At 72.8% G+C, this 21,954-nt stretch carries 21 protein-coding genes and 1 tRNA gene; 15 read left to right on the top strand and 7 right to left on the bottom strand.

Annotation, left to right across the window (positions count from 1 at the left end):
- Positions 1 to 10 precede the first annotated feature (10 nt).
- Positions 11 to 625 (top strand): MarC family protein, encoded by a 615-nt coding sequence (locus O3597_RS21725; protein ID WP_164446214.1) that lies wholly within the window; start codon positions 11 to 13, stop codon positions 623 to 625.
- 43 nt (positions 626 to 668) lie between these two features.
- A complete protein-coding gene (locus tag O3597_RS21720; protein ID WP_164446213.1) occupies positions 669 to 1,601 on the top strand; it encodes a PD-(D/E)XK nuclease family protein in 933 nt (310 codons plus the stop codon).
- A gap of 25 nt (positions 1,602 to 1,626) precedes the next feature.
- Here the strand turns inward: O3597_RS21720 and O3597_RS21715 are convergent, their stop codons facing one another.
- Complete coding sequence (locus O3597_RS21715) at positions 1,627 to 2,493, bottom strand: oxygenase MpaB family protein (protein ID WP_164446212.1); 867 nt, start codon at positions 2,491 to 2,493, stop codon at positions 1,627 to 1,629.
- 127 nt (positions 2,494 to 2,620) lie between these two features.
- Between O3597_RS21715 and O3597_RS21710 the strand changes: the two genes are divergently transcribed.
- A complete protein-coding gene (locus O3597_RS21710) occupies positions 2,621 to 3,106 on the top strand; it encodes a DUF2231 domain-containing protein (protein WP_164446211.1) in 486 nt (161 codons plus the stop codon).
- A gap of 53 nt (positions 3,107 to 3,159) precedes the next feature.
- Here O3597_RS21710 and O3597_RS21705 read toward each other — a convergent pair whose 3' ends face one another.
- Positions 3,160 to 3,555 carry a hypothetical protein gene (locus tag O3597_RS21705; RefSeq protein WP_281604608.1) on the bottom strand — a complete coding sequence of 132 codons (396 nt, stop codon included), beginning with the start codon at positions 3,553 to 3,555 and terminating at the stop codon, positions 3,160 to 3,162.
- A 176-nt stretch (positions 3,556 to 3,731) separates the two neighbouring features.
- On the opposite strand from O3597_RS21705, the gene O3597_RS21700 reads away from it, so the two are divergent.
- Positions 3,732 to 3,893, top strand: coding sequence for a hypothetical protein (locus O3597_RS21700; protein ID WP_164446010.1), 162 nt, complete (start codon positions 3,732 to 3,734; stop codon positions 3,891 to 3,893).
- A 134-nt stretch (positions 3,894 to 4,027) separates the two neighbouring features.
- Here O3597_RS21700 and O3597_RS21695 read toward each other — a convergent pair whose 3' ends face one another.
- Together O3597_RS21695 and O3597_RS21690 are read right to left on the bottom strand one after the other, a co-directional pair.
- Positions 4,028 to 4,417 (bottom strand): FmdB family zinc ribbon protein, encoded by a 390-nt coding sequence (locus O3597_RS21695; RefSeq protein ID WP_164446210.1) that lies wholly within the window; start codon positions 4,415 to 4,417, stop codon positions 4,028 to 4,030.
- Between the two features lie 61 nt (positions 4,418 to 4,478).
- Entirely contained in the window at positions 4,479 to 5,135 is a 657-nt protein-coding gene (locus O3597_RS21690) for a 5-formyltetrahydrofolate cyclo-ligase (RefSeq protein WP_281602231.1), read from the bottom strand.
- A 91-nt stretch (positions 5,136 to 5,226) separates the two neighbouring features.
- Here O3597_RS21690 and O3597_RS21685 point away from each other — a divergent pair, with 91 nt between their 5' ends.
- The 9 genes from O3597_RS21685 to O3597_RS21645 all read left to right on the top strand — a co-directional run bounded on the left by O3597_RS21685 (position 5,227) and on the right by O3597_RS21645 (position 16,642).
- The gene (locus tag O3597_RS21685; RefSeq protein WP_281602230.1) at positions 5,227 to 7,350 is read left to right on the top strand and encodes a diguanylate cyclase; all 2,124 of its coding nucleotides are present in this window, start codon (positions 5,227 to 5,229) and stop codon (positions 7,348 to 7,350) included.
- A gap of 236 nt (positions 7,351 to 7,586) precedes the next feature.
- Positions 7,587 to 8,540: a UTP--glucose-1-phosphate uridylyltransferase gene (locus O3597_RS21680; RefSeq protein ID WP_281602229.1), complete on the top strand. Its 954-nt coding sequence runs from the start codon at positions 7,587 to 7,589 to the stop codon at positions 8,538 to 8,540.
- Positions 8,537 to 9,850, top strand: a complete 1,314-nt coding sequence (gene glp / locus O3597_RS21675) for a gephyrin-like molybdotransferase Glp (protein ID WP_164446207.1) — start codon at positions 8,537 to 8,539, stop codon at positions 9,848 to 9,850. Before O3597_RS21680 ends, glp begins: the two co-directional genes overlap by 4 nt.
- Before the next feature lie 61 nt (positions 9,851 to 9,911).
- On the top strand, positions 9,912 to 10,520 hold the full coding sequence (locus O3597_RS21670; protein ID WP_216592750.1) for a GNAT family protein: 609 nt from the start codon (positions 9,912 to 9,914) through the stop codon (positions 10,518 to 10,520).
- A 184-nt stretch (positions 10,521 to 10,704) separates the two neighbouring features.
- Positions 10,705 to 11,637 carry a hypothetical protein gene (locus O3597_RS21665; protein WP_281602228.1) on the top strand — a complete coding sequence of 311 codons (933 nt, stop codon included), beginning with the start codon at positions 10,705 to 10,707 and terminating at the stop codon, positions 11,635 to 11,637.
- A gap of 216 nt (positions 11,638 to 11,853) precedes the next feature.
- A tRNA-Ala gene (locus O3597_RS21660) sits at positions 11,854 to 11,930 on the top strand.
- A gap of 390 nt (positions 11,931 to 12,320) precedes the next feature.
- Complete coding sequence (locus O3597_RS21655; protein ID WP_281602227.1) at positions 12,321 to 13,766, top strand: family 43 glycosylhydrolase; 1,446 nt, start codon at positions 12,321 to 12,323, stop codon at positions 13,764 to 13,766.
- A 57-nt stretch (positions 13,767 to 13,823) separates the two neighbouring features.
- Positions 13,824 to 14,219, top strand: coding sequence for a hypothetical protein (locus O3597_RS21650; protein ID WP_281602226.1), 396 nt, complete (start codon positions 13,824 to 13,826; stop codon positions 14,217 to 14,219).
- Positions 14,219 to 16,642, top strand: coding sequence for a DUF4132 domain-containing protein (locus tag O3597_RS21645; protein ID WP_281602225.1), 2,424 nt, complete (start codon positions 14,219 to 14,221; stop codon positions 16,640 to 16,642). Before O3597_RS21650 ends, O3597_RS21645 begins: the two co-directional genes overlap by 1 nt.
- 94 nt (positions 16,643 to 16,736) lie before the next feature.
- On the opposite strand, the gene O3597_RS21640 is transcribed toward O3597_RS21645, so the two are convergent.
- Positions 16,737 to 17,393 (bottom strand): 4'-phosphopantetheinyl transferase superfamily protein, encoded by a 657-nt coding sequence (locus tag O3597_RS21640; RefSeq protein WP_164446201.1) that lies wholly within the window; start codon positions 17,391 to 17,393, stop codon positions 16,737 to 16,739.
- A gap of 234 nt (positions 17,394 to 17,627) precedes the next feature.
- Here O3597_RS21640 and O3597_RS21635 point away from each other — a divergent pair, with 234 nt between their 5' ends.
- Positions 17,628 to 18,008, top strand: coding sequence for a hypothetical protein (locus tag O3597_RS21635; protein WP_208020853.1), 381 nt, complete (start codon positions 17,628 to 17,630; stop codon positions 18,006 to 18,008).
- Positions 18,009 to 18,275: 267 nt separating this feature from the next.
- On the opposite strand, the gene O3597_RS21630 is transcribed toward O3597_RS21635, so the two are convergent.
- Positions 18,276 to 19,856: a phospholipid carrier-dependent glycosyltransferase gene (locus O3597_RS21630; RefSeq protein ID WP_281604607.1), complete on the bottom strand. Its 1,581-nt coding sequence runs from the start codon at positions 19,854 to 19,856 to the stop codon at positions 18,276 to 18,278.
- Between the two features lie 192 nt (positions 19,857 to 20,048).
- Here O3597_RS21630 and rsmI point away from each other — a divergent pair, with 192 nt between their 5' ends.
- The gene (gene rsmI, locus O3597_RS21625) at positions 20,049 to 20,897 is read left to right on the top strand and encodes a 16S rRNA (cytidine(1402)-2'-O)-methyltransferase (protein WP_281602224.1); all 849 of its coding nucleotides are present in this window, start codon (positions 20,049 to 20,051) and stop codon (positions 20,895 to 20,897) included.
- 9 nt (positions 20,898 to 20,906) lie between these two features.
- On the opposite strand, the gene O3597_RS21620 is transcribed toward rsmI, so the two are convergent.
- Positions 20,907 to 21,833, bottom strand: a complete 927-nt coding sequence (locus tag O3597_RS21620) for a hypothetical protein (RefSeq protein WP_281602223.1) — start codon at positions 21,831 to 21,833, stop codon at positions 20,907 to 20,909.
- Between the last annotated feature and the right edge of the window lie 121 nt (positions 21,834 to 21,954).

The raw sequence follows: 21,954 nt of genomic DNA, 5'->3' as shown, positions 1-21,954 counted from the left end.
CGGTGACCGGGTGGATCTCAAGCTCTTCGGCGAGGTCTTCGTGACCCTGCTGGTGATCGTCGACCCGCCCGGCATGATGCCGATCTTTCTGGCGTTGACCGGACCGCTGTCCGCGCGGGAGCGCAACCGGGCCGCCTGGCAGGCGGTCGCGCTGGCGCTGGGCGTGATCGTGATCTTCGCGGTGGCAGGACAGACGCTGCTGGCCTACCTGCACGTCGACCTGCCCGCGTTGCAGGCCGCCGGTGGGCTGCTGCTGATCCTGGTCGCGTTGGAACTGCTGACCGGCAAGACCGACGACCCGACCAAGCAGGCCACCGCCAACATCGCCCTGGTGCCGCTGGGCACGCCGCTGCTGGCCGGGCCCGGCGCGATCGTGGCGACGATGCTCTTCGTGCAGCAGGGTGACGGACCCGCCGACTTCTCCGCGATCGCCGCCGCCATCGTCGCGGTGATGCTCACCGTCTGGATCGTGCTGCGGTTCTCCGGCGGCATCGTGAAGGTGCTGCGTCCGGGCGGCATCGAGGTGCTCACCCGGATCGCCGGCCTGCTGCTGGCGGCGATCGCCGTACAGCTCATCGCGGACGCGATCGCGGCGTTCGTGGCCCAGTACAACGGTGCCGGCTGACCGGCTCGCCCGGTCTGTCGGGGGTGGATGGCAGGATCAGGTGGTGCGACGAGCCTCTCCAGCCGGACGACCCGCCGCCGGTGGCCGCCCGCCCCGGCCCCGCGACGCGCAGCCCGAGCAGCTCGGCTTCGAGGGCATGCCGGAGCGGCTGTTCGTCTGCACCCCGAGCCGCCTGGGTGCCTACGCCGACTGTCCACGGCGTTACCGCTACTCCTACGTCGATCGCCCGGCACCGCCGAAGGGCCCGCCCTGGGCGCACAACTCGCTCGGCGCCAGCGTGCACACCGCCCTGAAGAACTGGTACGCGTTGCCCGCCGATCGACGTCGCCCCGAAGTGCTGCCGACGCTGCTCAAGAGCACCTGGGTACGCGAGGGTTACCGCGACGACGAGCAGGAGCGCGAGTCCTACCGGCGGGCCCTCGGCTGGCTGGAGGCGTACGTCGCCGGGCTGGACCCGGCCGACGAGCCGATCGGGGTGGAGCGCGTGGTGGCGGTGAAGACCGGGGTGCTGGCCTTCAACGGCCGTGCCGACCGGATCGACTCGCGGCCCGGCCCGCAGGGGCCCGAGTTGGTCATCGTCGACTACAAGACCGGCCGCTCCGGGTTGGACGGCGACGACGCGCGCGGTTCGCAGGCGTTGGCGCTGTACGCGTACGCGGCCGAGCGGGTGTTCCGCCGGCCGTGCCGCCGGGTCGAGCTGCACCATCTGCCGAGCGGCACCGTCGCCGCGCACGAGCACAGTGTCGAGTCGTTGGCGCGGCAGGTGACTCGCGCGGAGGAGACCGCCCGCGACATCATGGCCGCCGAGCGGTCGGTCGCCGACGGTGCTGATCCGGACGACGTCTTTCCGACCGCCCCCGGCCCGCGCTGCGGCTGGTGCGACTACCGGCGCATCTGCCCCACGGGTTCCGCCCTACCGGGCAAGGAGCCGTGGGCCGCCGTGGAACGCTTCGCCGCACCGACGACGGAGGACTGATCCGCGATCGACCTCCCGCCGTGCGTCAGGTGGTGGAGGGAGTGGCGGCGGTGAGTCGCGCCGCGCGTTCCTTGGCGGCGCGCTGCATCGGGCTCTCCCGCCAGTCGCGGGGCAGGGCGGTGAGTGCGAGCCGCAGCGCGCGTACCGTCACGTCGGCCGACAGCGCGGTGGTCGGCAGGCCCAGCCCGCCGTACAGCCGCCGTGCCCACGGTGGCAGCAGGGCGAGCGCGGTGCCGGCGATGCCGAGGTACGCCCACCGGGGCGGGCCGAGGTTCAGCCCGATCCGGGCCGGCAGACTGAGCTTCCAGGGCAGGGGTGGCGCGGTCAGGAACAGGGCGGTCTCGGCGGCCTCCCGGGTCATCCGCAGCTCTGGCCGGACCCGCCGGTAGTACTCGGCCACCTCGGCGGCGGTGCCGGGCACGGTCTCGGGCGCCAGCCCGACGAGGGCGGCGGTACGCCGCTGCTCGGTGTAGTAGCGGTCCACCTCGTCGGCGTCCAGCGGTACGCCGGCCCGCCGTGCGGTGTCGAGGAACGACTCCACCTCGGTGACGTGGACCCAGCGGAGCAGGTCCGGTTCGTCGATCCGGAACCGTTCGCCGGTGCCGGGGTCGACCGCGGTCATCCGGGCGTGCCGCCGACGCAGTCGCTGGCCGGCCTGCTCCGCCTCATTGGTGGTGCCGTAGACGGTGGTACCCACGTAGTCGGCGGTGCGGATCAGACGCCCCCAGGCGTCCTGACGGTAGTTGCTGTTCTGAGCCACCCCGGCCATGGCCCGTGGGTGCAGCGCCTGGAGGTAGAGCGAGCGCAGGCCGGCGACGAACAGGATCGGCTCCTGGTGCAGCTTCCAGGTGACCGAGGCGGGACCGAACAGGCCGACGTCGACGGTTTCCACCTGTCAAGGGTGCCACGCGAACCGACGTGAACCTGTCTGGTCGGGCCTGCGTGTGGAGCATCAGGGCGTTGGGCGGATCAAGCACGGGCCCGTACGCTGACATTCACGATCACTCTCGGAGGTGCCGATGTTCGAGAAGGCGCTGGGCCTGCCCCTGCACGTACTGGTCGTACACGCCGTAGTCGTGTTGGTGCCGCTGCTGGTGCTGCTCGCCCTCGCGTACATCGTGCTGCCCCGGTTCCGCGCCCGACTGGACTGGGCGGTGGCGGTCCTGGCGGTGGTCGCGCCGATCACCGCTTGGGTCGCCACGGAGTCCGGTGAGGCGCTGCAGGCCCGGCAGATCGAGCGGGGCTTCTCCGGCGAGATCCTCGACAAGATCAACGAGCACGCGGCGCACGGCGACGTGCTGTTCCTCGTCACGCTTGGACTCGGCCTGGCGGTCATCCTGCTGCTCGTCGCCACGAGCGGCCATCCTCGGGCGCCGAAGCTGCCCGGCTGGGTGCCGGCGGTGCTGTCGGTCGTGGTGCTGGGGCTGGGCGTCGCGGCCCTCGTCTACGTCTGGCTCAGCGGCCACTCGGGTGCCGAGATGGTCTGGGGCAACACCTACGAGTAGGCCGCCACAGCCGTCCCGAGCTGGTACGCCCGCCGTCACGCCTGGGTGCCTGCTCAGAACAGCAGCCGGGTGCAGAGCAGACAGGTCAGCACCACCAGCACGGCTCCGGCGACCGCGCCGACGGCCCAGGTGACCCGCTGTGCCCGCTGCTCCTGCGCGTCCAGGCTGGCCATGTCCTGAGCCGGCAGCTGGCGGGGCGGCGCTGCCCGCAGGTGCACCGGGGGGCGCCAACCGGGCGGCGGAGCGGTGGTGGGTGGCGGCCCGCTGTAGCCGCCCGGCCCGCCCGAGGCAACGGTGGAAAGCGGGCCGGATCCGGACGGGCCCGGCGGCGGGGGCTGACTGGCGTCGACCGGTGCCGGGACGTGCTCCGCCGGAGGGCCGGAGGAGGACCCGTCGCCGGAGTCGGGCCGGCGCCACGGGTCGTCTGGATCCTGACCGGGTCGGGGCATCGTCACGCCGTCCGACGCTACCAACCACCTCATCGCCGCACCGCCAGGCCGCGCCCGTGGCGGTTGATCCGGACAACTTCGGGGATAGTGCCGGGTCTCGCGCGCGCGAGGCAGCACCATCCCCGAAGTTGCTCGGGCACCGGAGCGATGCCGCAGCTGCGTTAGTGTTGTCGCTCGTGAGCGATTGGCGGGGTGAGGACGATCGCGCGGTCGAGTTGACCGACGACTTCGTGGTGCTGCCGGAGCAGACCGCGGACGACACCGATCACGGGTGGGGCGAGCGGGCCGGCGGCAACGACGACTGGCTGCTCGCCGAGCGTCCGCCACACTGGGACTGAGGCCGGGAGTCGCCGCCCCGGCAGGCTGACGCTCTGCCGCGCCTGGCCTGCCGGACAGCCGGCGTGCTGCCCGGCAGCGGGTGGCCCGGGGATGTCCCTGCCGGGCAGCCCCGCGGCCAGGGCACGCCGATCGGTCAGGAAGAACTGGCGGTGGCCGTCGCCTTGCTCGCTCCGCCGGAGGATCCTCCCGACGAACCCCCGGACGACCCGCTGCCGGAGCCGGACGAGCCGGCGCCGGACGAGGCAGAGCCGTTCGACGAGGAGCTCGCGGAGTCAGCGGACTTGGAGCCGGACGACGAGGACTCCGACTTGCCGCCGGAACCGTTCGACGTGGTGTCCGAGCCGGAGGAGCGGGAGTCGGTGCGGTAGAAGCCCGAGCCCTTGAAGACGATGCCGACCGAGTTGAACAGCTTGCGCAGTCGTCCCTCGCACGCCGGGCAGTCGGTCAGCGGCTCGTCAGAGAAGGACTGCACCGCCTCGAGCTGGTGACCGCACGCGGTGCAGGCGTACTGGTACGTGGGCACGTTCCCCTCCGGATCTGGCACGGCCGATTGGCACTCGACGTATTCGAGTGCCAATGGTGCGTCATCGCCCCCCGGTTCGTCCAGCGGAAGTGTGGGGCACGACACCCGCGAGGGTCAGCAGGCCGTCGGTCGGCGTGACCACCGCCCGTACCGGCAGGTCGTGTGGTTCGGCCGGCAACTCGGAAAGCAGCTCACCGTCGTACAGCGGCACCACCGTGAGGACGGTCGCCGGCACCCGCGCCAGGGCGCGGTCGTACGACCCGCCGCCGCGACCCAGGCGGATCCCACGTCGGTCCACCGCCAGCGCGGGCACCACCACCAGGTCGGCGGTGGCCACGGCGGTGACCCCCAGCCGGGGGCCGGTCGGCTCGCGGATGCCCCGCCCGGCGGCGATGATCGCCTTCGGTCCGTCCCAGGCGGCCCAGTCCAGGTCGAGGTCGTCGCGCAGCACCGGCAGCAACAGATCCGCCCCGGCGGGCAGCACCTCGGCGAGCACCGTCGGCAGCTCCGACCCGCCCGGCTCGCCACCGACCGGGGCGTACGCGGCTATCCGACCCGGCCGCAGCCGGTTGACCAGGGGCGCCAGTTCGGCCTGCAGGCGGGCTGCGGCGGCAGCGCGCTCAGCTTCGGTGCGGGCGCGGCGCCGCGCGAGCAACTCGATCCGGGTGGCCCGCTTCGCGTCATGCGCCACTTCCGCTCCTTCCGCAAATTCCGGCACGCAACACTCCTCACGCAACGCTTGCCTACCCGTTGCTCTGTGTCAGCATCGCAGGCAACGGTCGCGCAACTTCCGGGGGGAAGGGGAAGCGTTGACGCTACGCGGGCGGTTGACCGCAGCCTTCCTGGCGGTGGCGTTCGGCCCGGTCCTGCTCGGTGCCGTCTTCGTCGCGTCCACCGTAGCGGCGGTCGACCGCAGTCGTGCCACCGAACGGCTGGCGGTGGCCGCCACGGCCGTACGTACCTCGGTCGACGCCCTCTGCCAGCAGCTACGCGCCGCGGCCGACGCGGTCGCCGTCACCGCTGACCACGCCGCGGCGGCCGCGCAGGTGGTCAGCCGGGGCCTGGCCACCGCGGTGCTCGTCACCGACGTGACCGGTCGGGTCGGCTACGCCACGCCGGACCCGCCCCCGGCGCCCTGGCGGGACTGCACCGCGCAGGCTGCGCCCGGCGGAGCGGTCAACGCCCTGGTGGCGCGGGTGCAGCTACGCGACGCCGCCGGCTCGGCGCTGGGTACGGTGGCCGCCGCCCAGCCGGTCGACCCGGCCTTCGTCGCGCGGCTCGCCGCCGTGACCGGGGTGGCGGTGACCCTGCTCGACGGGGCCGCGCCGGTTCAGGTGGCCCACACCACCGAATCCGGCAACGGTCGGGACGCGGTGCTCGCCGCCGCGGCCTCGCTGCGCGACGAGCACGTCGCCGGCACCACCGACGGTCGCTACGTACGCCGCGCCGGCCCGACCGTCGGCCAGCCGCTGCCCCTGGTGCTCTCGGTACCAAGCGACCAGCCACCGGGGCTGCACGCGGTGCTGGTCGCCGTGGTGCTGATGGCCGCCCTGCTGGGCGTGGCAGCCGCCTGGCGGCTGGCCCGGGTCACCACCCGGCCACTCGTGGAACTGGCTGGTGCGGCGGACCGGGTCGCCACCGGCGATCTCACCGCCCGAGTGCCGGTACACAGCCGCGACGAGATCGGCCAGCTGGCCGTCGCCTTCAATCGGATGACCCGCGAGACGGGCGGTTACCTGGCGGCGCTGACCAGCAGCCGGGACCAGTTGCGCGGACACCTCGCGGTGCTCGGTGACACCCTGGCCAGTACCCACGACCTGCCCCGGATCCTGCGGGTGATCCTGCACAGCGCGCTCGCCGCGACCGGGGCCCGCGCGGGAGCGGTACTCCTCACCGAGCAGGGTGAGCAACTCGTCGCCCGGTGCTGCGAAGGGCTCGACGAGCGCGGGCCCGGCACCGCGCCACTGCGGGTGCCGCTGGGCAGCGGGGTGGTCGGCGCGGTCGCGGCGACCGGTCAGCCCCGTCGGGGTCGGGCCGAGGCGGCGAGCATCGACCCGGACGAGCCGCGCTGCCGGACGTACATCGCGGTGCCGTTCGCCGCGCCCGACCCGACCGGCGGCGACGCCTCGGCGGCTGCCGTCCCGGGGCGACCGGCGGAGGTGGTGTTGGGCGTGCTGGCGCTCTACGACCGCCTCGGCGGTGACGAGTTCGACGACGACGACCTGGCCACCCTGCGCACCTTCGCCCGGCACGCGGCGGTCGCCGTGGACAACGTGCGCGTACACGAGGAGGCGCAACGACTGTCGCTCACCGATCCGCTGACCGGGCTGTGGAATTACCGGTACCTGCGCGAGTCGCTGCGCCGGGAGGTGGAACGGGCCAGCCGGTTCGGCCGCATGGTCAGCGTCCTCGCCCTCGACCTGGACCGTTTCAAGCGGGTCAACGACACCTACGGGCACGCCGCCGGGGACACCGTGCTGGCCGAGTTCGCCCGGCGGGTACGCGGCGAGATCCGCGAGGTGGACCTGGCCTTCCGGCGGGGTGGCGAGGAGTTCGTGGTGCTGCTACCGGAGACCGACGCCCGTGGCGCGACGATCGTCGCCGAGCGGCTCGGTGCGGCCGTTCGCGACGCCCCGGTGACGGTGGTGGGGCACGCCGGTGTCCGCGAGTTGATCCCGGTGACCGTCTCCGTCGGCATCGCCGTCTTTCCCGACCACGCCGACACCGGCCCGCAGGTGCTGGCGGCGGCGGACGAGGCGTTGTACGCGGCGAAGACCGCCAGCCGGGACACCTGGCGCCTGGCGCCGGCCCGGGAGCCGTCGCCGACCCGTGAGGTACCGGTGCCGCCGGTCGCCCGCAGCCCCGCCGACGGACTGCCCAGGGCCGGACCCGACGCGCCGATCACCACCGGCGACCCGTCGGCCAGGCCCTGACCTGCCACCAGCGTCGGTCCGCCGGGTCCTGACCTGCCGGCACCAGCGTCGGTCCAGGCCCGGACCTGTCGGTGACGACCCGTCGGGTGGGCCGAGGCCGGTCCTGGCGGGCCGGCCACCGACGGTCCGCCGACCTGACCGGGGCACCACCGGCAACCGGCAGAACCGGTCCGGCGGGCGGCGCGTCTTCCGGTCCTCACCCGCCGAGTCAGGGCCATGGCCGATAGTCTCGCGACATGTCGGAGCACTCAGCGAACCCCTCAGCGACCGCCGCCACCGGCCGTCCCCGTGCCGTCAAGGCCGTCATCCCGGCCGCCGGACTGGCCACCCGGTTCCTGCCGGCCACCAAGGCCGTTCCCAAGGAACTGTTGCCGGTGGTCGACCGACCGGTATTGCAGTACATCGTCGAGGAAGCCGCCCACGCCGGCATCGGCGACGTGCTGCTGATCACCGGCCGGGGCAAGACGTCGATGGTGGACCATTTCGACCGTCGTCCTGACCTGGAGGAACGGCTCGCGGAAAAGCCCGACCTGCTCGCCGCCGTCAAGCGGACCGAGGAACTGGCATCCATCTACACCTGTCGGCAGCCGGAGCAGTTGGGTCTCGGGCACGCCGTCGGGTACGCCGAGTCGCACGTCGGCGACGAGCCCTTCGCGGTGCTGCTCGGCGACGAGTTCGTCAACCTCAGTGAGCCGCTGCTGCCCGCGATGCTGGAACTCCAGGCGCGTACGGGCGGGGTGGTGCTCGCCTTCTTCGAGGTCGACCCGGCGGAGACGAAGCGGTACGGGATCGCCTCCGTCGAGCCGGCCGAGTCCGAGCTGGCCGACATCGGCGAGGTCGTGAAGGTGACCGGCATGGTGGAGAAGCCGAAGCCGGAGGACGCGCCGAGCAACCTCGCCGTGCTGGGCCGGTACGTGCTGCCCGGCAAGATCTTCGACGCCATCCGCCGGACGGAGCCCGGCAGCGGCGGGGAGATCCAGCTGACCGACGCGATGGAGATCCTGCGTACCGAGGGCACACCGGTGCACGCGATCGTCTACCGCGGCACCCGCTACGACACCGGCATGCCGCTGGGCTACCTGCAGACAGTGGTCCAGATCGCGGCCGACCGCGAGGACCTCGGTAGCGAGTTCCGCAAGTGGCTGGCCGAGTTCGTCAACTCCGACGCGTCGGGCGGTCCGAATACATGACCGCGACGGCCGACGCCGAGGCGGCCGAAAACGGGTTGACGCCGCTCGCCGACTACCTGGGCAGCGTGCTGCGCAGGTTGCGCGCGCTGCCTCCGCTCGACCTCGACCTCACCCAGGCGTACGGCAACGTCCTCGCCGAGGACGTCGTCGCCCCGCACTCCTTCCCGGCCTTCGACCAGGCCGCTGTGGACGGGTACGCCGCGCGCTGGGAGGACATCGCCGGTGGGGGCCGGGGCGTGGGATACGTCCCGGTCCAGTCGGGTCGGCCGGGCGGTCGCACCGTACGGCTCAACGTCGTCGGTGATCTCGGTGCGGCAAGCTGGCGGCCGGTCCGACTCACGCCGGGGTCGTGTTTCTCGGTGGCGGCCGGCGCACCACTGCCGATCGGTGCCGACGTGGTCGTGCCGGTGGAGTGGACCGACCAGGGCATGGCGGCGGTGGAGATCTTCCGGGTCCCGAAAAGGGGGTACGGGGTCCGTCGGACGGGCGAGGAGGTGACCGGCGGTGCACTGCTCGCCCGATCCGGCACCTACGTCTCGCCGGCGCTGGTGGCGGTGCTCGCCGCGACCGGCATCGGACATGTGGTGGTGCGTCCGAGCCCCCGGGTGGTGATCGTGGCCACCGGCGACGAACTCGTCGACGTGGGGCGGGGCAGCCAGCCGGGTCAGGTGGTGGACGCCAACTCGCACGCCCTGACCGCCGCGGCGGCGGAGGTGGGGGCGTTGGCCTACCGGGTGGGCATCTGCGACGACGATCCGGAAGGGCTGCGCGGGCTGCTGGAGGACCAGACCCTGCGGGCCGATCTGATCATCACGACCGGCGGCACCGGCACCGGGCCGGGCGACATGGTCCGCCGGATCCTGTCCCGTCGAGAGGGCAGCCGCGCGGGTCCGGTCACCTTCACGGATGTGGCGCTCTACCCGGGCACCGCCCTCGGCTTCGGCACGGTCGGTGCCGAGGAGGTGCCGGTGGTGTGTCTGCCCGGCGACCCGGGGGCCGCGATGATCGGCTTCGAGGTGCTGGCCCGGCCCGCGATCAATCTGCTGGCCGGCGCGGAGCCGGTGTTCCGGCCCAGCGTACGGGCGCACCTGTTGGAGACCGTCGCCTCGCCGGCCGGGCTGCGCGAGTTCCGGCCCGCGCACGTCGCCGAGCGGCGTGGCGGGGGTTACACTGTCCAGCCGCTCAACGGCGGCCCGTTCACGCTCTCCGGCCTGGCAGAGGCGAACGGACTTCTCGTTCTCGGCGAGCGGGTGACCGCCGCCGCCGCCGGCTCCACCGTCGACGTGTTGCTGCTGGACCGCCGCCGGTGACCCACCGGTGACGCTCGGGAGTGGAGGTTCGGTGTTCCGACGGGCGCCTGGCTGGCCGGCGGTGCTCTCCGACGGCCCGGTACTCCTGCGGCCGTACCGGCGGTCGGACGCGGCGGCCTGGTCGCAGGTGCGCCGCGCCAACCGGGAGTGGCTGGCCCCCTGGGAGTCGTCGCTACCCGGTGACTGGGACGACCTGAACTCCCCGGCGACGTTCCGCTGGGTCTACCGTGACCAGCGACGCTCGGCCCGCACCGGCGAGGGGATGCCGTTCGCGGTCTGCCTGCACTCCGACGGTGTGGAGCGGCTGGTCGGCCACATCAACGTGGGCAACATCGTGCGCCGGGCCTTCTGCTCCGGATATGTCGGCTACTGGGTGGACCGGCGGGTGGCCGGCCGAGGTGTCATCCCCACCGCACTGGCCCTGGCCGTCGACCACGCCTTCGGCCCCGGCGGTCTGCACCGGATCGAGGTCAACATCCGCCCGGAGAACCGGCCGTCCCGTCGGGTGGTGGAGAAGCTGGGCTTCCGCGAGGAGGCGTACCACGCGCGCTACATGCACATCGACGGTGCCTGGCGCGACCACATCGGCTACGCGATGACCAGCGAGGAGATCGCCGCCGAGGGTGGCCTGCTGGCCCGCTGGCACCGGCTGCGCGCCCGTACCCCGTGAGCCGTCCCACGTGCGGGATCGGCGCGGCGCGGCGGTTCCCGCGACGGTGACCCGTAACCTCAGGTAACTGCAAGCTGCGGCAGGCGCTGCCCGCTCCGCACGATTCACGTCGCCGACGCCGATCGGTGGAAGATCCTGCGGCCGGCTCGCGTTTGCTCCGAATCTGGTGACGGGAGGGGTGAGGGTGCCGACCTCGGTGCTCCTCGCCGTCCTCGCCGCCGCCGGGCTGCTCGCCCTCGCGCCGGCGCTGGTCCGCCGGTACGACGCCGCCGAGCGGCTGGTGGCGGAGCGGGCGCAGTCGACGGCGCGGGTGCTCCAGCGCCCCCGACGTCGCCGCACTGTCCCGGGACGGCGGCCGGTCAACCCGTCCCGCGCCCTGGTCATCACCCTCAGCGAGGATCCCGACTCGGGGGAACTCGCCACTCCGGTCTCCGGTCCGCCGGCCCTGCGGCGTGCGGTTCCCGCCCCGCCTCGCTCAGGCGAGGCACCCGGCAGGGTACCGCGCTCGCGTGCCGCCGGTGCGCCAGATGCTGTCTCCTCCGGCGATGCGGCAGCGCGCGGTGGGGCCGCCGGACGGGCGCTGCCGCGACGTTCCGCAAGGCCCAGCCGGCTGCGCGCCGTGCCGGCGGGCGGGAACCGTCCCCGCCGTCGCCCCGACCGCCGGCACCACCACACCCCCGCCATCTACCGCCGTCGCCGGGTTCTGGCCGCGCTGGTGCTGCTCAACGCCGTCGAGCTGGTCGGCGTGCTGGTCGTGGGCCCCGGCTTCTGGATCAGCTTCGCGGTGACCGCCACCCTGCTGATCGTGTACGTCGTACACCTGCGCGCCCGCGCGGTGGCCGACCGCCGTCGCCGCCGGGCCCTGGCCCGCGAGGCCGCGTGGCTGGCCGCCCGTCAGGCAGAGGTACGCCGGGAGCAGGCGCGCCGGGCGGCGGCCCGCCGGGAGGCGCAGCGCCGCCTGGCAGCCCAGCGGGAGTCCGTCCGGCGCAGTGCGATGGGCCTGGACCGCCCGGCCGACCTGCCGCAGGCGGCCAACGGCGGCTCGGTCTCCTACCGCCGTGCCGGCGGCCTGCGTGGCCGCCCCTACGAGGCCGGCCCCGGCTCAAACAGCGCCTGACCCCGCCCCGCGCTCACGCCCCTCGACGGGCGAGGCGACAGATTCGGGGAAAGCGCTGGCTCGGGCCGGCCGAAGGCCGCACTATCGGGGAAACTGCGCGATCGTGCGAGACGCGGGTGGGCGGGGTGGTTCGCGGCGGCAGCGCTCGACCTGTTAGCCTTGTCGCCGGCCCGCCCGGTGACAGCCGGGTGGGACCGACGCCGGTTGTCCGGCGGAGGGGCTGTGGCGCAGACCGGTAGCGCACCTCGTTCGCATCGAGGGGGTCAGGGGTTCAAATCCCCTCAGCTCCACCAGTATCAGCAGTTCAAAGGCGGGTTCTCGGATGATCGGGAATCCGCCTTGATCGTTTGACCGGCAATGCCGGCGCCGCAGGCGGTACGGACTGACCGGATGTGGGGTGACCGAGTCGATGGCCGGGCCACCCTTCGAGCAGTTTCACCCCTTTTGAACAGCATCCCACCTCACGTCCGTCCTGCGTGGGCGATCAGCAAGGCCTGGCTGCGGGACGGCCGTGTTGCTGCGGCCTGCGCGTTACGGCCGAGATTCGGATAGATGTCATTTCCTTGACGTCCATGAATGTTAACGCTATCAATGGGGTAGCGGGCACGGCGGGCACGGTCGGACGGGGACCGTGCCCGTCACGGATGACCGGCTCGCGGTGGGTGGGTGGGAGGGCGAAGGCGATGGCGCGTCGGAAGCTTATGTACCGCAGCTGGGCAGCGGTGACCGCCCTGGTGATGGCGGCGATCAGCTCCCTGGTGGGGCCGGCCGCTCCGGCGCGGGCCGCCGCCGTCACGTTCACCAACCCGTTGGCCGAGCAGCGCGCCGACCCGCACATCTACCGGCACACCGACGGCTACTACTACTTCACCGCCACGGTGCCCGAGTACGACCGGATCGTGCTGCGCCGCGCCACCACGCTCCAGGGGCTCGCCACCGCGGCCGAGCGGGTGATCTGGCGCCGGCACGGCAGCGGCGAGATGGGCGCGCACATCTGGGCCCCGGAGATCCACTTCATCGACGGCCGGTGGTACGTCTACTTCGCCGCCGGCCGCACCGACGACATCTGGGCCATCCGGCCGTACGTGCTGGAGAGCGGCGCCGCGAACCCGCTGGACGGCCCGTGGACGGAGCGTGGCCAACTCCAGCCGGCGCGCAACAGCTTCTCCCTCGACCCCACCACCTTCGTGCACCACGGCCAGCGCTACCTGGCCTGGGCGGAGTACGCCGGCAACAACTCGAACATCTACCTCGCCCGGGCCGTCAACCCCTGGACGTACGCGGGCACCCCGACCCTGATCGCCACCCCGACGTACGCCTGGGAAACCCGGGGTTACCGGGTGAACGAGGGGCCGGCGGTGCTGATCCGCAACGGCCGGGTCTTCATGACCTACTCGGCGAGCGCCACCGACGCCAGTTACGCCGTCGGGCTGCTCACCGCCTCGGCGAACAGCGACCTGCTGAACCCGGCGTCCTGGAGCAAGCGCAGCACACCGGTGCTGGCCAGCGACAGCCGGACCGGCCAGTACGGCCCGGGGCACAACTCGTTCACCGTCGCCGAGGACGGCAGCGACGTGATCGTCTACCACTCCCGCAACTACGATCGGTACCTCGGCAACGGCTACGACCCGCTCAACGACCCGAACCGGCGGACCCGGATCCAGCGGGTCTACTGGAACGCCGACGGCACCCCGAACTTCGGCGTACCGGTGCCGGACGGCCTGACCCCGGTCCGGCTGCGCGCCCACGACCTGCCCGATCGCTACCTGCGGCACTGGGAGTTCCGGGTCCGGCTGGAGCCGAACGTGACGAACCTGGCCGACTCGCAGTTCCGGATCGTCGCCGGCCTGTCGAACTCCGCGGCGATCTCGCTGGAGTCGACGAACTACCCCGGCTACTTCCTGCGGCACCGCAACCACCAGATCTGGGTGGAACGCAACGACGGCTCCAACCTCTTCCGGCAGGACGCCACCTTCACCCGCCGCGCCGGGCTCGCCGACCCGACGAAGGTCTCCCTGGAGTCGGTCAACTTCCCCGGCCAGTACGTCCGTCACCGCGACGGCCTGCTCTACCTGGAGGCGGTGCCGGACACGGCCGCCCGCGCGTCGGCCACCTTCGCCCTGGAGTAGCCCGTCCGCGACCGCGTCGGGCCGGACTGTCGGAGGACCTACCTAGACTCACGCGACATGGCGACGGTGACCTTTGTGGACGAGAGCACCGCGGGGGCCCGGACCCCCGCGTGGGCCTTGCAGATCTTCGAGGAGCGGTTGACGCTTCGTGAGCTGATCCGCCGGCGGATCCACCAGGAGGTCGCCGAGCACAACGCGGCCAGCCCGCAGCCGCGCCGGGCGCTGGTGCAGCCGACCTCGACCGAGCGGGCACTCAACGGTGACCCGGGCGAACGGCCCCGGCGTCGGGTCGACCCGCAGCGGCAGATCGCCCTCGCCGAGCAGGCGTTCCGCAGCAACGGTTTCGTGGTGCTGGTCGGCGACCGCCAGGTCGAGGAGCTGGACGACGAGGTCGATCTGCGTCGCGACACCGAGGTCACCTTCCTCAAGCTCGTCCCGCTGGTCGGCGGCTGATGACCACCACCACCGAACCCGTCTGGTACGCCGACCGGGCACGCGAGCTGGTTGCCGCGAACGACCTGGACAAGCTGGCGGGGCACCTGCACACGCATGCCCGGCTCTGCCGCGACAACCCCGAGGTACGCGCCGCACTGCGCGCACTGTCCCGTCCGGACGTGACGCGTCTCGTGCTGGCCATGTCCGCCCTCGTGCGGCAGGACCGGGTCCACGCCTGGCCGCCGCGCGACCTGATCGGCCAGCTGTCCCGCCGGCTGCCCACCGAGCTGGCACCGGAGCAGCTCCAGGAGCTCGCCGCGTTCGCCGTCGACGAGCCGTACGCGTTGTCACCGACCGCGCTGGAGACGGTGGCCCGTGGCCTGGCCGCCACCGGCCCGATTCCGGCCGACCTGATGGAGGCGCTCGTCGACCGGTCCGACGAGAGCCAGCGGTTGCGGCAGTTCATCGCCGAGGTGGCCGGGCCACGGCTCGACCCGGACGACCCCTGGGCCCGGCAGATCCTCACCGAGCTGCCCACCCTGGACCCGGCGTGGCGGCAGTTGGTCGGCCACGCCAGCACCGCCACCATGCCCCGCCCGAGCGCCGGCTGGTCGACCGAGGCGACCCGGCTGCTCGCCGAGGTGGACCCGCACGAGGCTGGGCAGCTCATCGACAGGTGGTTGGCCAGCGCCTCCCGCGTCCCGCACGCACCGCCGAGCTCGGTGAACGCCGACCTGCTGCGCGGCCTGCTCTGGTTGGTCGAGCGGACCGGACCGGCACCGGAGCAGGTACGCCGGATCGGCGGACTCGTCGAGGCGATGCTGCGTCGACTACCCGGCGTCGGACCGGCCTGCCCGAAGGTGGCCAACGCGGCGGTCGGGGTGCTCGGGCGGCTCGACGGCGGGCCGGCGCTGGCGCAACTCGCTCGGCTGTCGGCCCGGGTCACCTTCAAGGGCACCCGCAAGGAGATCGACAAGGCGCTCGACGCTCGTGCCGCCGCCCTCGGCATCAGCCGGGACGAGATCGAGGAACTGGCCGTCCCGGACTACGGCCTGACCGGGGTGGGGCGGCACGAGGTACCGCTCGGCGGTTGCCGGGCCGAGCTGTCGATCGTGTCCACAGGTGTCACGCTGACCTGGTACACCGAGGCCGGCCGGCAGGTGAAGAGCCCACCGGCGTCGGTACGCCGGGAGCACGCGGCGGAGTTGGCCGACCTGAAGGCCCTGGCCAAGGAGATCGGCGGCATGCTCACCGCCCAGGTTGCCCGGCTGGACCGGCTCTTCCTGGCTCAGCGCACCTGGACCATGGCCGAGTGGCGGCAGCGCTACCTGGATCACCCGCTGGTCGGCACGCTGGCCCGCCGGTTGCTGTGGCTGGTCGACGGGGCACCCTGCGGTTGGGCCGACGGCGCGCTGCGCACCGTGGACGACACCGCGGTGGTCGCCGGCGACGACGCCGAGGTGCGGATCTGGCACCCGATCGGCCGGCCGGTGCCGGAGGTGGTCGGTTGGCGGGAGTGGTTGACCCGCCACCGGATCGTCCAGCCGTTCAAGCAGGCACATCGGGAGGTCTACCTGCTCACGCCGGCCGAGGAGACCACCGGCACGTACTCGAACCGGTTCGCCGGGCACATCCTGCGTCAGCACCAGTTCCACGCCCTGGCCGCGGCGCGAGGCTGGACGGACCGGTTGCGGTTGATGGTCGACGACTCCTACCCGCCGACCTTCCAGGAGCTACCCGGGTGGGGGCTGCGCGCCGAATACTGGGTGGAGGGGATCGGCGACGACTGGACGACCGACACCACGGACAGCGGGTCCTATCTGCGGCTGGTCACCGACCAGGTGCGTTTCTACCCGATCGCCGCAGCGCAGAACTGGTCGCACGCCTCCGGTGGCGGCTACTCGGCAGCACGGTGGACGGCCGCCCGGCCGGGGGATCCGTTGCCGCTGGACCGGATCCCGCCGCTGGTGTTCAGCGAGGTCATGCGGGACGTCGACCTCTTCGTCGGGGTGGCCAGCGTCGGCAACGATCCGACCTGGTCGGACGGCGGCCCGCAGGGCCGGTTCCGGGACTACTGGTCGTCGTACAGCTTCGGGGAGTTGTCCGCTACCGCCGAGACCCGACGGGAGTTGCTGGCCAAGCTGCTGCCCCGGCTGGCGGTGGGCCGGCGGGCCCGCATCGACGGCCGCTTCCTGGTGGTCGACGGTGACCTGCGCACGTACCGGATCCACCTGGGTTCGGGCAACATCCTGATGAGCCCGAACGACGAGTACCTCTGCATCGTGCCGGACCGGGGCGCGGGCCGGGCGGGGGAGCAGCAGTTCCTGCCGTTCGAGGGCGACGGCCTGCTCGCGGTCATCCTCAGCAAGGCGATCCTGCTGGCCAGGGACACCGAGATCACCGACGCGTCGATCACCCGCCAGATCAGATCCACCGGGTGACCGTCGGGCAGGCCGTGTGGGCACCTCAGCACGAGGTGCGGCCGTCGGCTCGGCGTCCAGGGCGGTGCCGGCGTCCGTCGGTGGCACCCGCTCCCTACGGCGGGGTGAGTACGGCGGCGGTGCGGACGAGCGCGGCGTCGACCGCGAAGCGTCCGTTGATCAGCGCGGGTGGCCGGGCTGTCGCCGCGTCGGCGACCCGGGTGGGTGAGATCCGCGCGGTGAAGGTCCCGGCATCGGGATCGAGGTGCACGAGTGCGTCGTGGAAGTCCAGCCAGCTGCCGACGACCGGATGCCACACCTTGTAGACGGTTTCCTTCGCGCTGAAGAACACCGCGGGCCAGCAGGTGCCCGGCGGTAGCCGTTCGACCTGCTCGTCCTCCTCGGGCAGGCAGATCAGTCGGCGTACTCCCGGACCGAGTTCGCGGTTCTGCTCGGCGTCCATGCCGACCGCGCGGATCTCGTCGCTGCGCGCGACGGCCGCGGCGCAGTAGCCGCGGGTGTGGGTGATGGTGCCGACCAGGCCCGCCGGCCAGACGGGTGAGCGGTCGGCGGCGGCCGGTACGGCCACCTGCGGCAGACCGAGCGCGGCCATCGCCCGGCGAGCACACACCCGCCCGGCGGTGAAGTCGCGGCGGCGGCTGTCCACCGCGCGGTCCCCGAGGCAGGTCGCCTCGGCCGGGTGCAACTGCCCGGACCAGTCGTCCGGACCCGCCACGGCCACCGCGACGGCGGGCGGGAGCAGGTCACGCACCTGCGGCTCCGGGATCGTGCTTTCGGTCAGTGGTGACGGCACCAGCGACCGGCGACGATGGACGCAGCAGGTTGAGGCGATGCCTGGGGCAGGTCGCGGCGGCCATGGTTGGTCAACGTACCGCAACGACGTAACGGCGCAGCGTTCCCGGACGCTGTAGGTGCGCACGGGCATGTTCGACCCGGCGGTGGGTGGGCATGCCCGCCGCCACCGGTGGAGGCGGAAAGGAGCGCGATGACGGGTGTTACGGATCGCTCGGGTGTCACGACGGCGGCGGCGAACGGAGACGCCGCCCCGGGGTGGGCGGGCGCGCACGCTCCGGTGACCCCCGATTGGACGTGTGGCACCTGCGCCGCCGACTGGCCCTGTGCGCCCAGACGCGAACAGCTGCTCACCGAGTACGGCGTGGATCGGGCGATGCTCAGCGTCTACCTGGGCGCCTGTCTCGCCGCCGCCGCCGAGGACCTGCACGTCGCCGGAGCGACGTCGTTGCAGGACCGGTTCTTCGGCTGGTTGCCGCGCCGCCCGCGACGACACGACTACCTGTCGGGCGGGTCGTCCCGCCCGGACGACAATTCGACGCCGGGCGATGCCGCGGAAAGCCGACCGGCATGACGCATCGGTTCAGCAGGGCCCTGGGCGGTGCCTGCTAGGCGCAGCGTCCGCGAGACGTCACGCAGCGGCAGCGGCGACCCCGAATTCTTGTCGCATTCAGCGATCGTCGGAAATCTGACCCACGCCGCCCCGTTGTGCCCCCGGTCGTGGGTGGTTAAGCTGCAGGTGCGCGCCCCAATCGCCCGCTTCCCCCGTGGCAGGCGATCGGGGCGCGTCCTGTTTACCCACGAAGGGCCCGTACGCCGAGGCGTACGGGCCCTTCTGGTGTCAGATCCAGCGGCCGCCCAACCACATGCGCGCCGACCAGTCGTCGTACGGCAGCGTCCAGCCCACGAAGATCGGATAGAAGTACGCGAAGCAGAGGACGACAAGCGCCACGTACGCCCCCGCGATCACCCCGCCGACCAGCCGGCGGTCGCGGCTCGCCTCCTCGTCCGCGCCGGTCACGGCCAGGCTGCCGCTCGGTCCCGCCGGTGAGGCGATGGCACCCAGCACGTAGACCACGGCGAGCACCAGGAACGGCAGCGCGGGCGCGGCGTAGAAGGAGAACATCGTCCGGCCGTCGAGGGCGAACCAGAACCAGGGCAGCAGCCCGGCCGCCACGGCGAGCAGGAGCGCTCCGGCCCGCCAGTCCCGCCGGGCCAGGCCGAGCCAGACCAGCGCCACCAGCGCCGGCAGGAACGACCACCACAGCAGCGGGGTGCCCAGCAGCAGCACCTCCTCGGCGCAGGTCGGCGCACCGCATGGGCCCTCGCCGGTCCAGTGGAACGCCACCGGCCGACCCAGCAGCAGCCACTGCCACGGCCACGACTGGTACTTGTGCGGTTCGTCGAGCTGGCCGTGGAAGCCGAGCGCGGCCTGGTGGTACTGGATCAGGTTCCACAGCGGGCCGACGATCGGTGCGTCGCTGAGCCCGGCGTCCGGGTACCGCTCGGCGAGCCGGTAGTAGCCCTCCTGGCTGAACAGCCAACCGGACCACGTCGTGACGTAGGTGACCGCCATCAGCAGACCGGCGAGCACCATCCAGGGCACGCCGTCGAGCAGGGTGTCCCGCCACGGCCGGGGTACGCCGGCCGAGCGCCGGGCGCCGACGTCCCAGAGGACCATCAGCAGCGCGAAGACGGGTACGAAGAACAGCGCGCTCCACTTCACTGCGAAGGCGCAGCCGAGCAGCACCCCGGTGGCCAGCCGCCACCAGGGCCAGTTCCGCCAGCCGCCGGGGGGCCGGCCGGCCCGCCCCCGGGCGGTCGGATCCAGCCCGGACTCCAGGGCCCGGGCCCACCGGCGTCGCGTCGCGTCCCGGTCGAGCACCAGCGCGCCGAAGGCGGCCAGGACGAAGAAGAGCAGGAAGATGTCGAGCAGCGCGGTGCGGGACAGCACCAGGTGGAATCCGTCGACCGCGAGCAGCAGGCCGGCGGCGCAACCGAGCACCGTGGAACGGAACATCCGGCGACCGATGCGGACCATGAGCAGCACCGACAGGGTGCCCAGCAGCGCCGCCGAGAAACGCCAGCCGAACTCCGGGGCGGTGGTGAACAGGTGACCCGGCACCGAGATGCCGTGCTCGGCGTCGCTGTAGCCGAAGGCCCACTCGCCGAACCCGATCAACCACTTGCCCAGCGGCGGGTGGACCACGTACGACGGCGTGTTGTTGGTGTAGTTCCACTCCACGGCCCTGTCGATCAGCCCCCAGCTGTCCCGGGCGTAGTAGACCTCGTCGAAGATCTTGCCCGGCGGATGGCTGAGATTCGCGAACCGGAGAACCGCCGCGATGACCACGACCACCGCCGTGGCCAGCCATGAACGGTCGTCCAGCCCGGCCTCGACGGTGGCCAGCCGGCGGCGGATCGTCGCCGGTACGCCACTTTCCGCTGGTCCGGGGGCGGTGGCTGGGCTCGCCGCCGGCTCCGAGGGCTGGTCGGGGCTCGCGCTCTGTGCTGTCGACGCACTCGTCACCCGGCGATCGTAGGCTGCCAAGGGGGCCGCTGGCGCCCGTCGTCCCCATATCCGGTACGCCCGTCGATGAAGGAGTGCGCTGCTGTGGGTGGAATGTCCGAAACCGGTCGCCTGATTCTGCTCGGCGCGCCGCTCGGCAACCCGGCCGACGCCTCCAGCCGACTGCGGGACACGCTCGCCGCCGCCGACGTGGTCGCCGCCGAGGACACCCGCCGACTGAACCGGCTCGCCCGCGACCTCGACGTGACCATCGCCGGCCGGATCGTCTCGTACTTCGAGGGCAATGAGGAGCGGCGTACCCCGGAACTTGTCGACGTGCTCACCGAGGGATACGTGGTCGCGCTGGTCACCGACGGCGGCATGCCGAGCGTCTCCGATCCCGGCTACCGGTTGGTCCGTGCCGCGCTGGAGGCCGGGGTGCCGGTCACCGCCGCGCCCGGCCCCAGCGCCGTCACCACCGCCCTCGCTCTGTCCGGGCTGCCCTGCGACCGGTTCTGCTTCGAGGGTTTCCTACCGCGTGCCCCGGGCGCCCGGCGGGCCCGCCTGCGGGCCCTGGCCGCCGAGGAACGGACGCTCGTCCTCTTCGAGGCCCCGCACCGCATCGTCGCCGCACTCGCCGACCTGGCCGACGCGTTCGGTGCCGACCGGCCCGCCGCCCTGTGCCGCGAGCTGACCAAGACGTACGAGGAGGTGCGGCGTGGCCCCCTCGGTGAGTTGGCCCGATGGGCGGCCGACGGCGACCCGCGCGGCGAGATCACCCTCGTGGTGGCGGGCGCCCCCGCCGCACCCGCCATCCGTCCCGACGACGACGCGCTGCGCGCGGAGGTGGCCGAGCGGGAGGCGGCGGGTCGTAGTCGCCGGGACGCGATCACCGACGTCGCGGCCGAGTACGGGTTGCGCCGGCGCGACGTCTACACGCTCGTGCATCGGTGAAGCCGGATGTCACCAGGCGGCGATCAGGAAGCCGAGGGCGGTCAGCGGCGGGCCGGCCAGCGAGGCAACGATCGCCCAGCGTCGCTCGGTCGGATCGGGCAGCCGGGTCGCGCCGGTCCAACGGGCGATGCCCAGCGCGCAGCCGAGCACCGTGAGCATCCCGAGCAGCCAGCGCAGTTGGGCGCCCACCCCACGGTCGGTGTACGCGACGTGACCGTCCGGGCCGGTCACCCGGGCGGGCAGCACCGAACCGGGCACCGCACTTTCCCGGGGCACCCCGCTGACCCGTACGCCGTGGATCCGGAACTCTTCCTGCGTCGCCGTGAAGATGCCCCGGCACCGCTGGGTCAGTCCGTCGCCGGAGCACCTGGTGACGACCACGGTGCCGGAGGTGGCGTGCCCGACCGCGAGCCAGAACGGGCCGGCGCTGACCCAGGCGAAGAAGGCCGCCGCGAGGCTCAACCCGATCAACGCGGACAACCCCGCCAGGGGATCCGGTGGATGGCTGCTCCGCTCCCGGCGTCGACGCGCCGGCCGAAACCGCTGCCACCACGGATCGGTGCCGCCGGGCGTGTCCTGCCGCACCGGCGTGCCGTCCCAGTGGACCTGCTCGATCGGTGCCCAGAAGGTGTCCTCGTCCGGCGTACCGTCGTCGCGCGAGCGGTGCCGACGGCCGCGACGCCCGACAGGCCGGACCGGAACCCGCCGGGGCAGCGTGTCCACCGGTGCACCGGTCGTCGGCTCCACCTCGACTCCGGTCCGTGACTCGACCGTCGCGGGGTCGGTCCGGTCCGGCCCGGCCGCACCGTCCGGCGCCGCCGAGGGCACCGCGCGGGGCTGGGGCGCCACCACCTGGGTGAGCGACGCGGTGGAGTCCGGCCCGGCGTCGGGGGAAGGGCCGTCGGAGTGGTCTCGGGCGGCTCGGCTGCCAGTCACGCGTTCATTTGACACCGCTGATGGTGGTTGATCGGGCAGCTCAAGCAGCGTGTCGACGACAATTCGGACTATCTGCCGGGGGTGGTCGGGTCATCCTGCCGGCCAGGGACCCCTATTGGTT

The sequence above is a fragment of the Verrucosispora sp. WMMA2044 genome (assembly GCF_027497155.1).
GTDB classification, from domain to species: domain Bacteria; phylum Actinomycetota; class Actinomycetes; order Mycobacteriales; family Micromonosporaceae; genus Micromonospora; species Micromonospora palythoicola.
This window is presented reverse-complemented; position numbering and strand designations above follow the sequence as displayed.

What these genes read in the sequence shown, in the direction of transcription:
- O3597_RS21680 (WP_281602229.1), top strand. Translation starts at nt 7,587, where the DNA reads ATGTCGGAGCACTCAGCGAACCCCTCAGCGACCGCCGCCACCGGCCGT.
- O3597_RS21705 (WP_281604608.1), bottom strand. Translation starts at nt 3,555, where the DNA reads ATGCCCCGACCCGGTCAGGATCCAGACGACCCGTGGCGCCGGCCCGAC.
- glp (WP_164446207.1), top strand. Translation starts at nt 8,537, where the DNA reads ATGACCGCGACGGCCGACGCCGAGGCGGCCGAAAACGGGTTGACGCCG.
- O3597_RS21710 (WP_164446211.1), top strand. Translation starts at nt 2,621, where the DNA reads ATGTTCGAGAAGGCGCTGGGCCTGCCCCTGCACGTACTGGTCGTACAC.
- O3597_RS21655 (WP_281602227.1), top strand. Translation starts at nt 12,321, where the DNA reads ATGGCGCGTCGGAAGCTTATGTACCGCAGCTGGGCAGCGGTGACCGCC.
- O3597_RS21635 (WP_208020853.1), top strand. Translation starts at nt 17,628, where the DNA reads ATGACGGGTGTTACGGATCGCTCGGGTGTCACGACGGCGGCGGCGAAC.
- O3597_RS21650 (WP_281602226.1), top strand. Translation starts at nt 13,824, where the DNA reads ATGGCGACGGTGACCTTTGTGGACGAGAGCACCGCGGGGGCCCGGACC.
- O3597_RS21645 (WP_281602225.1), top strand. Translation starts at nt 14,219, where the DNA reads ATGACCACCACCACCGAACCCGTCTGGTACGCCGACCGGGCACGCGAG.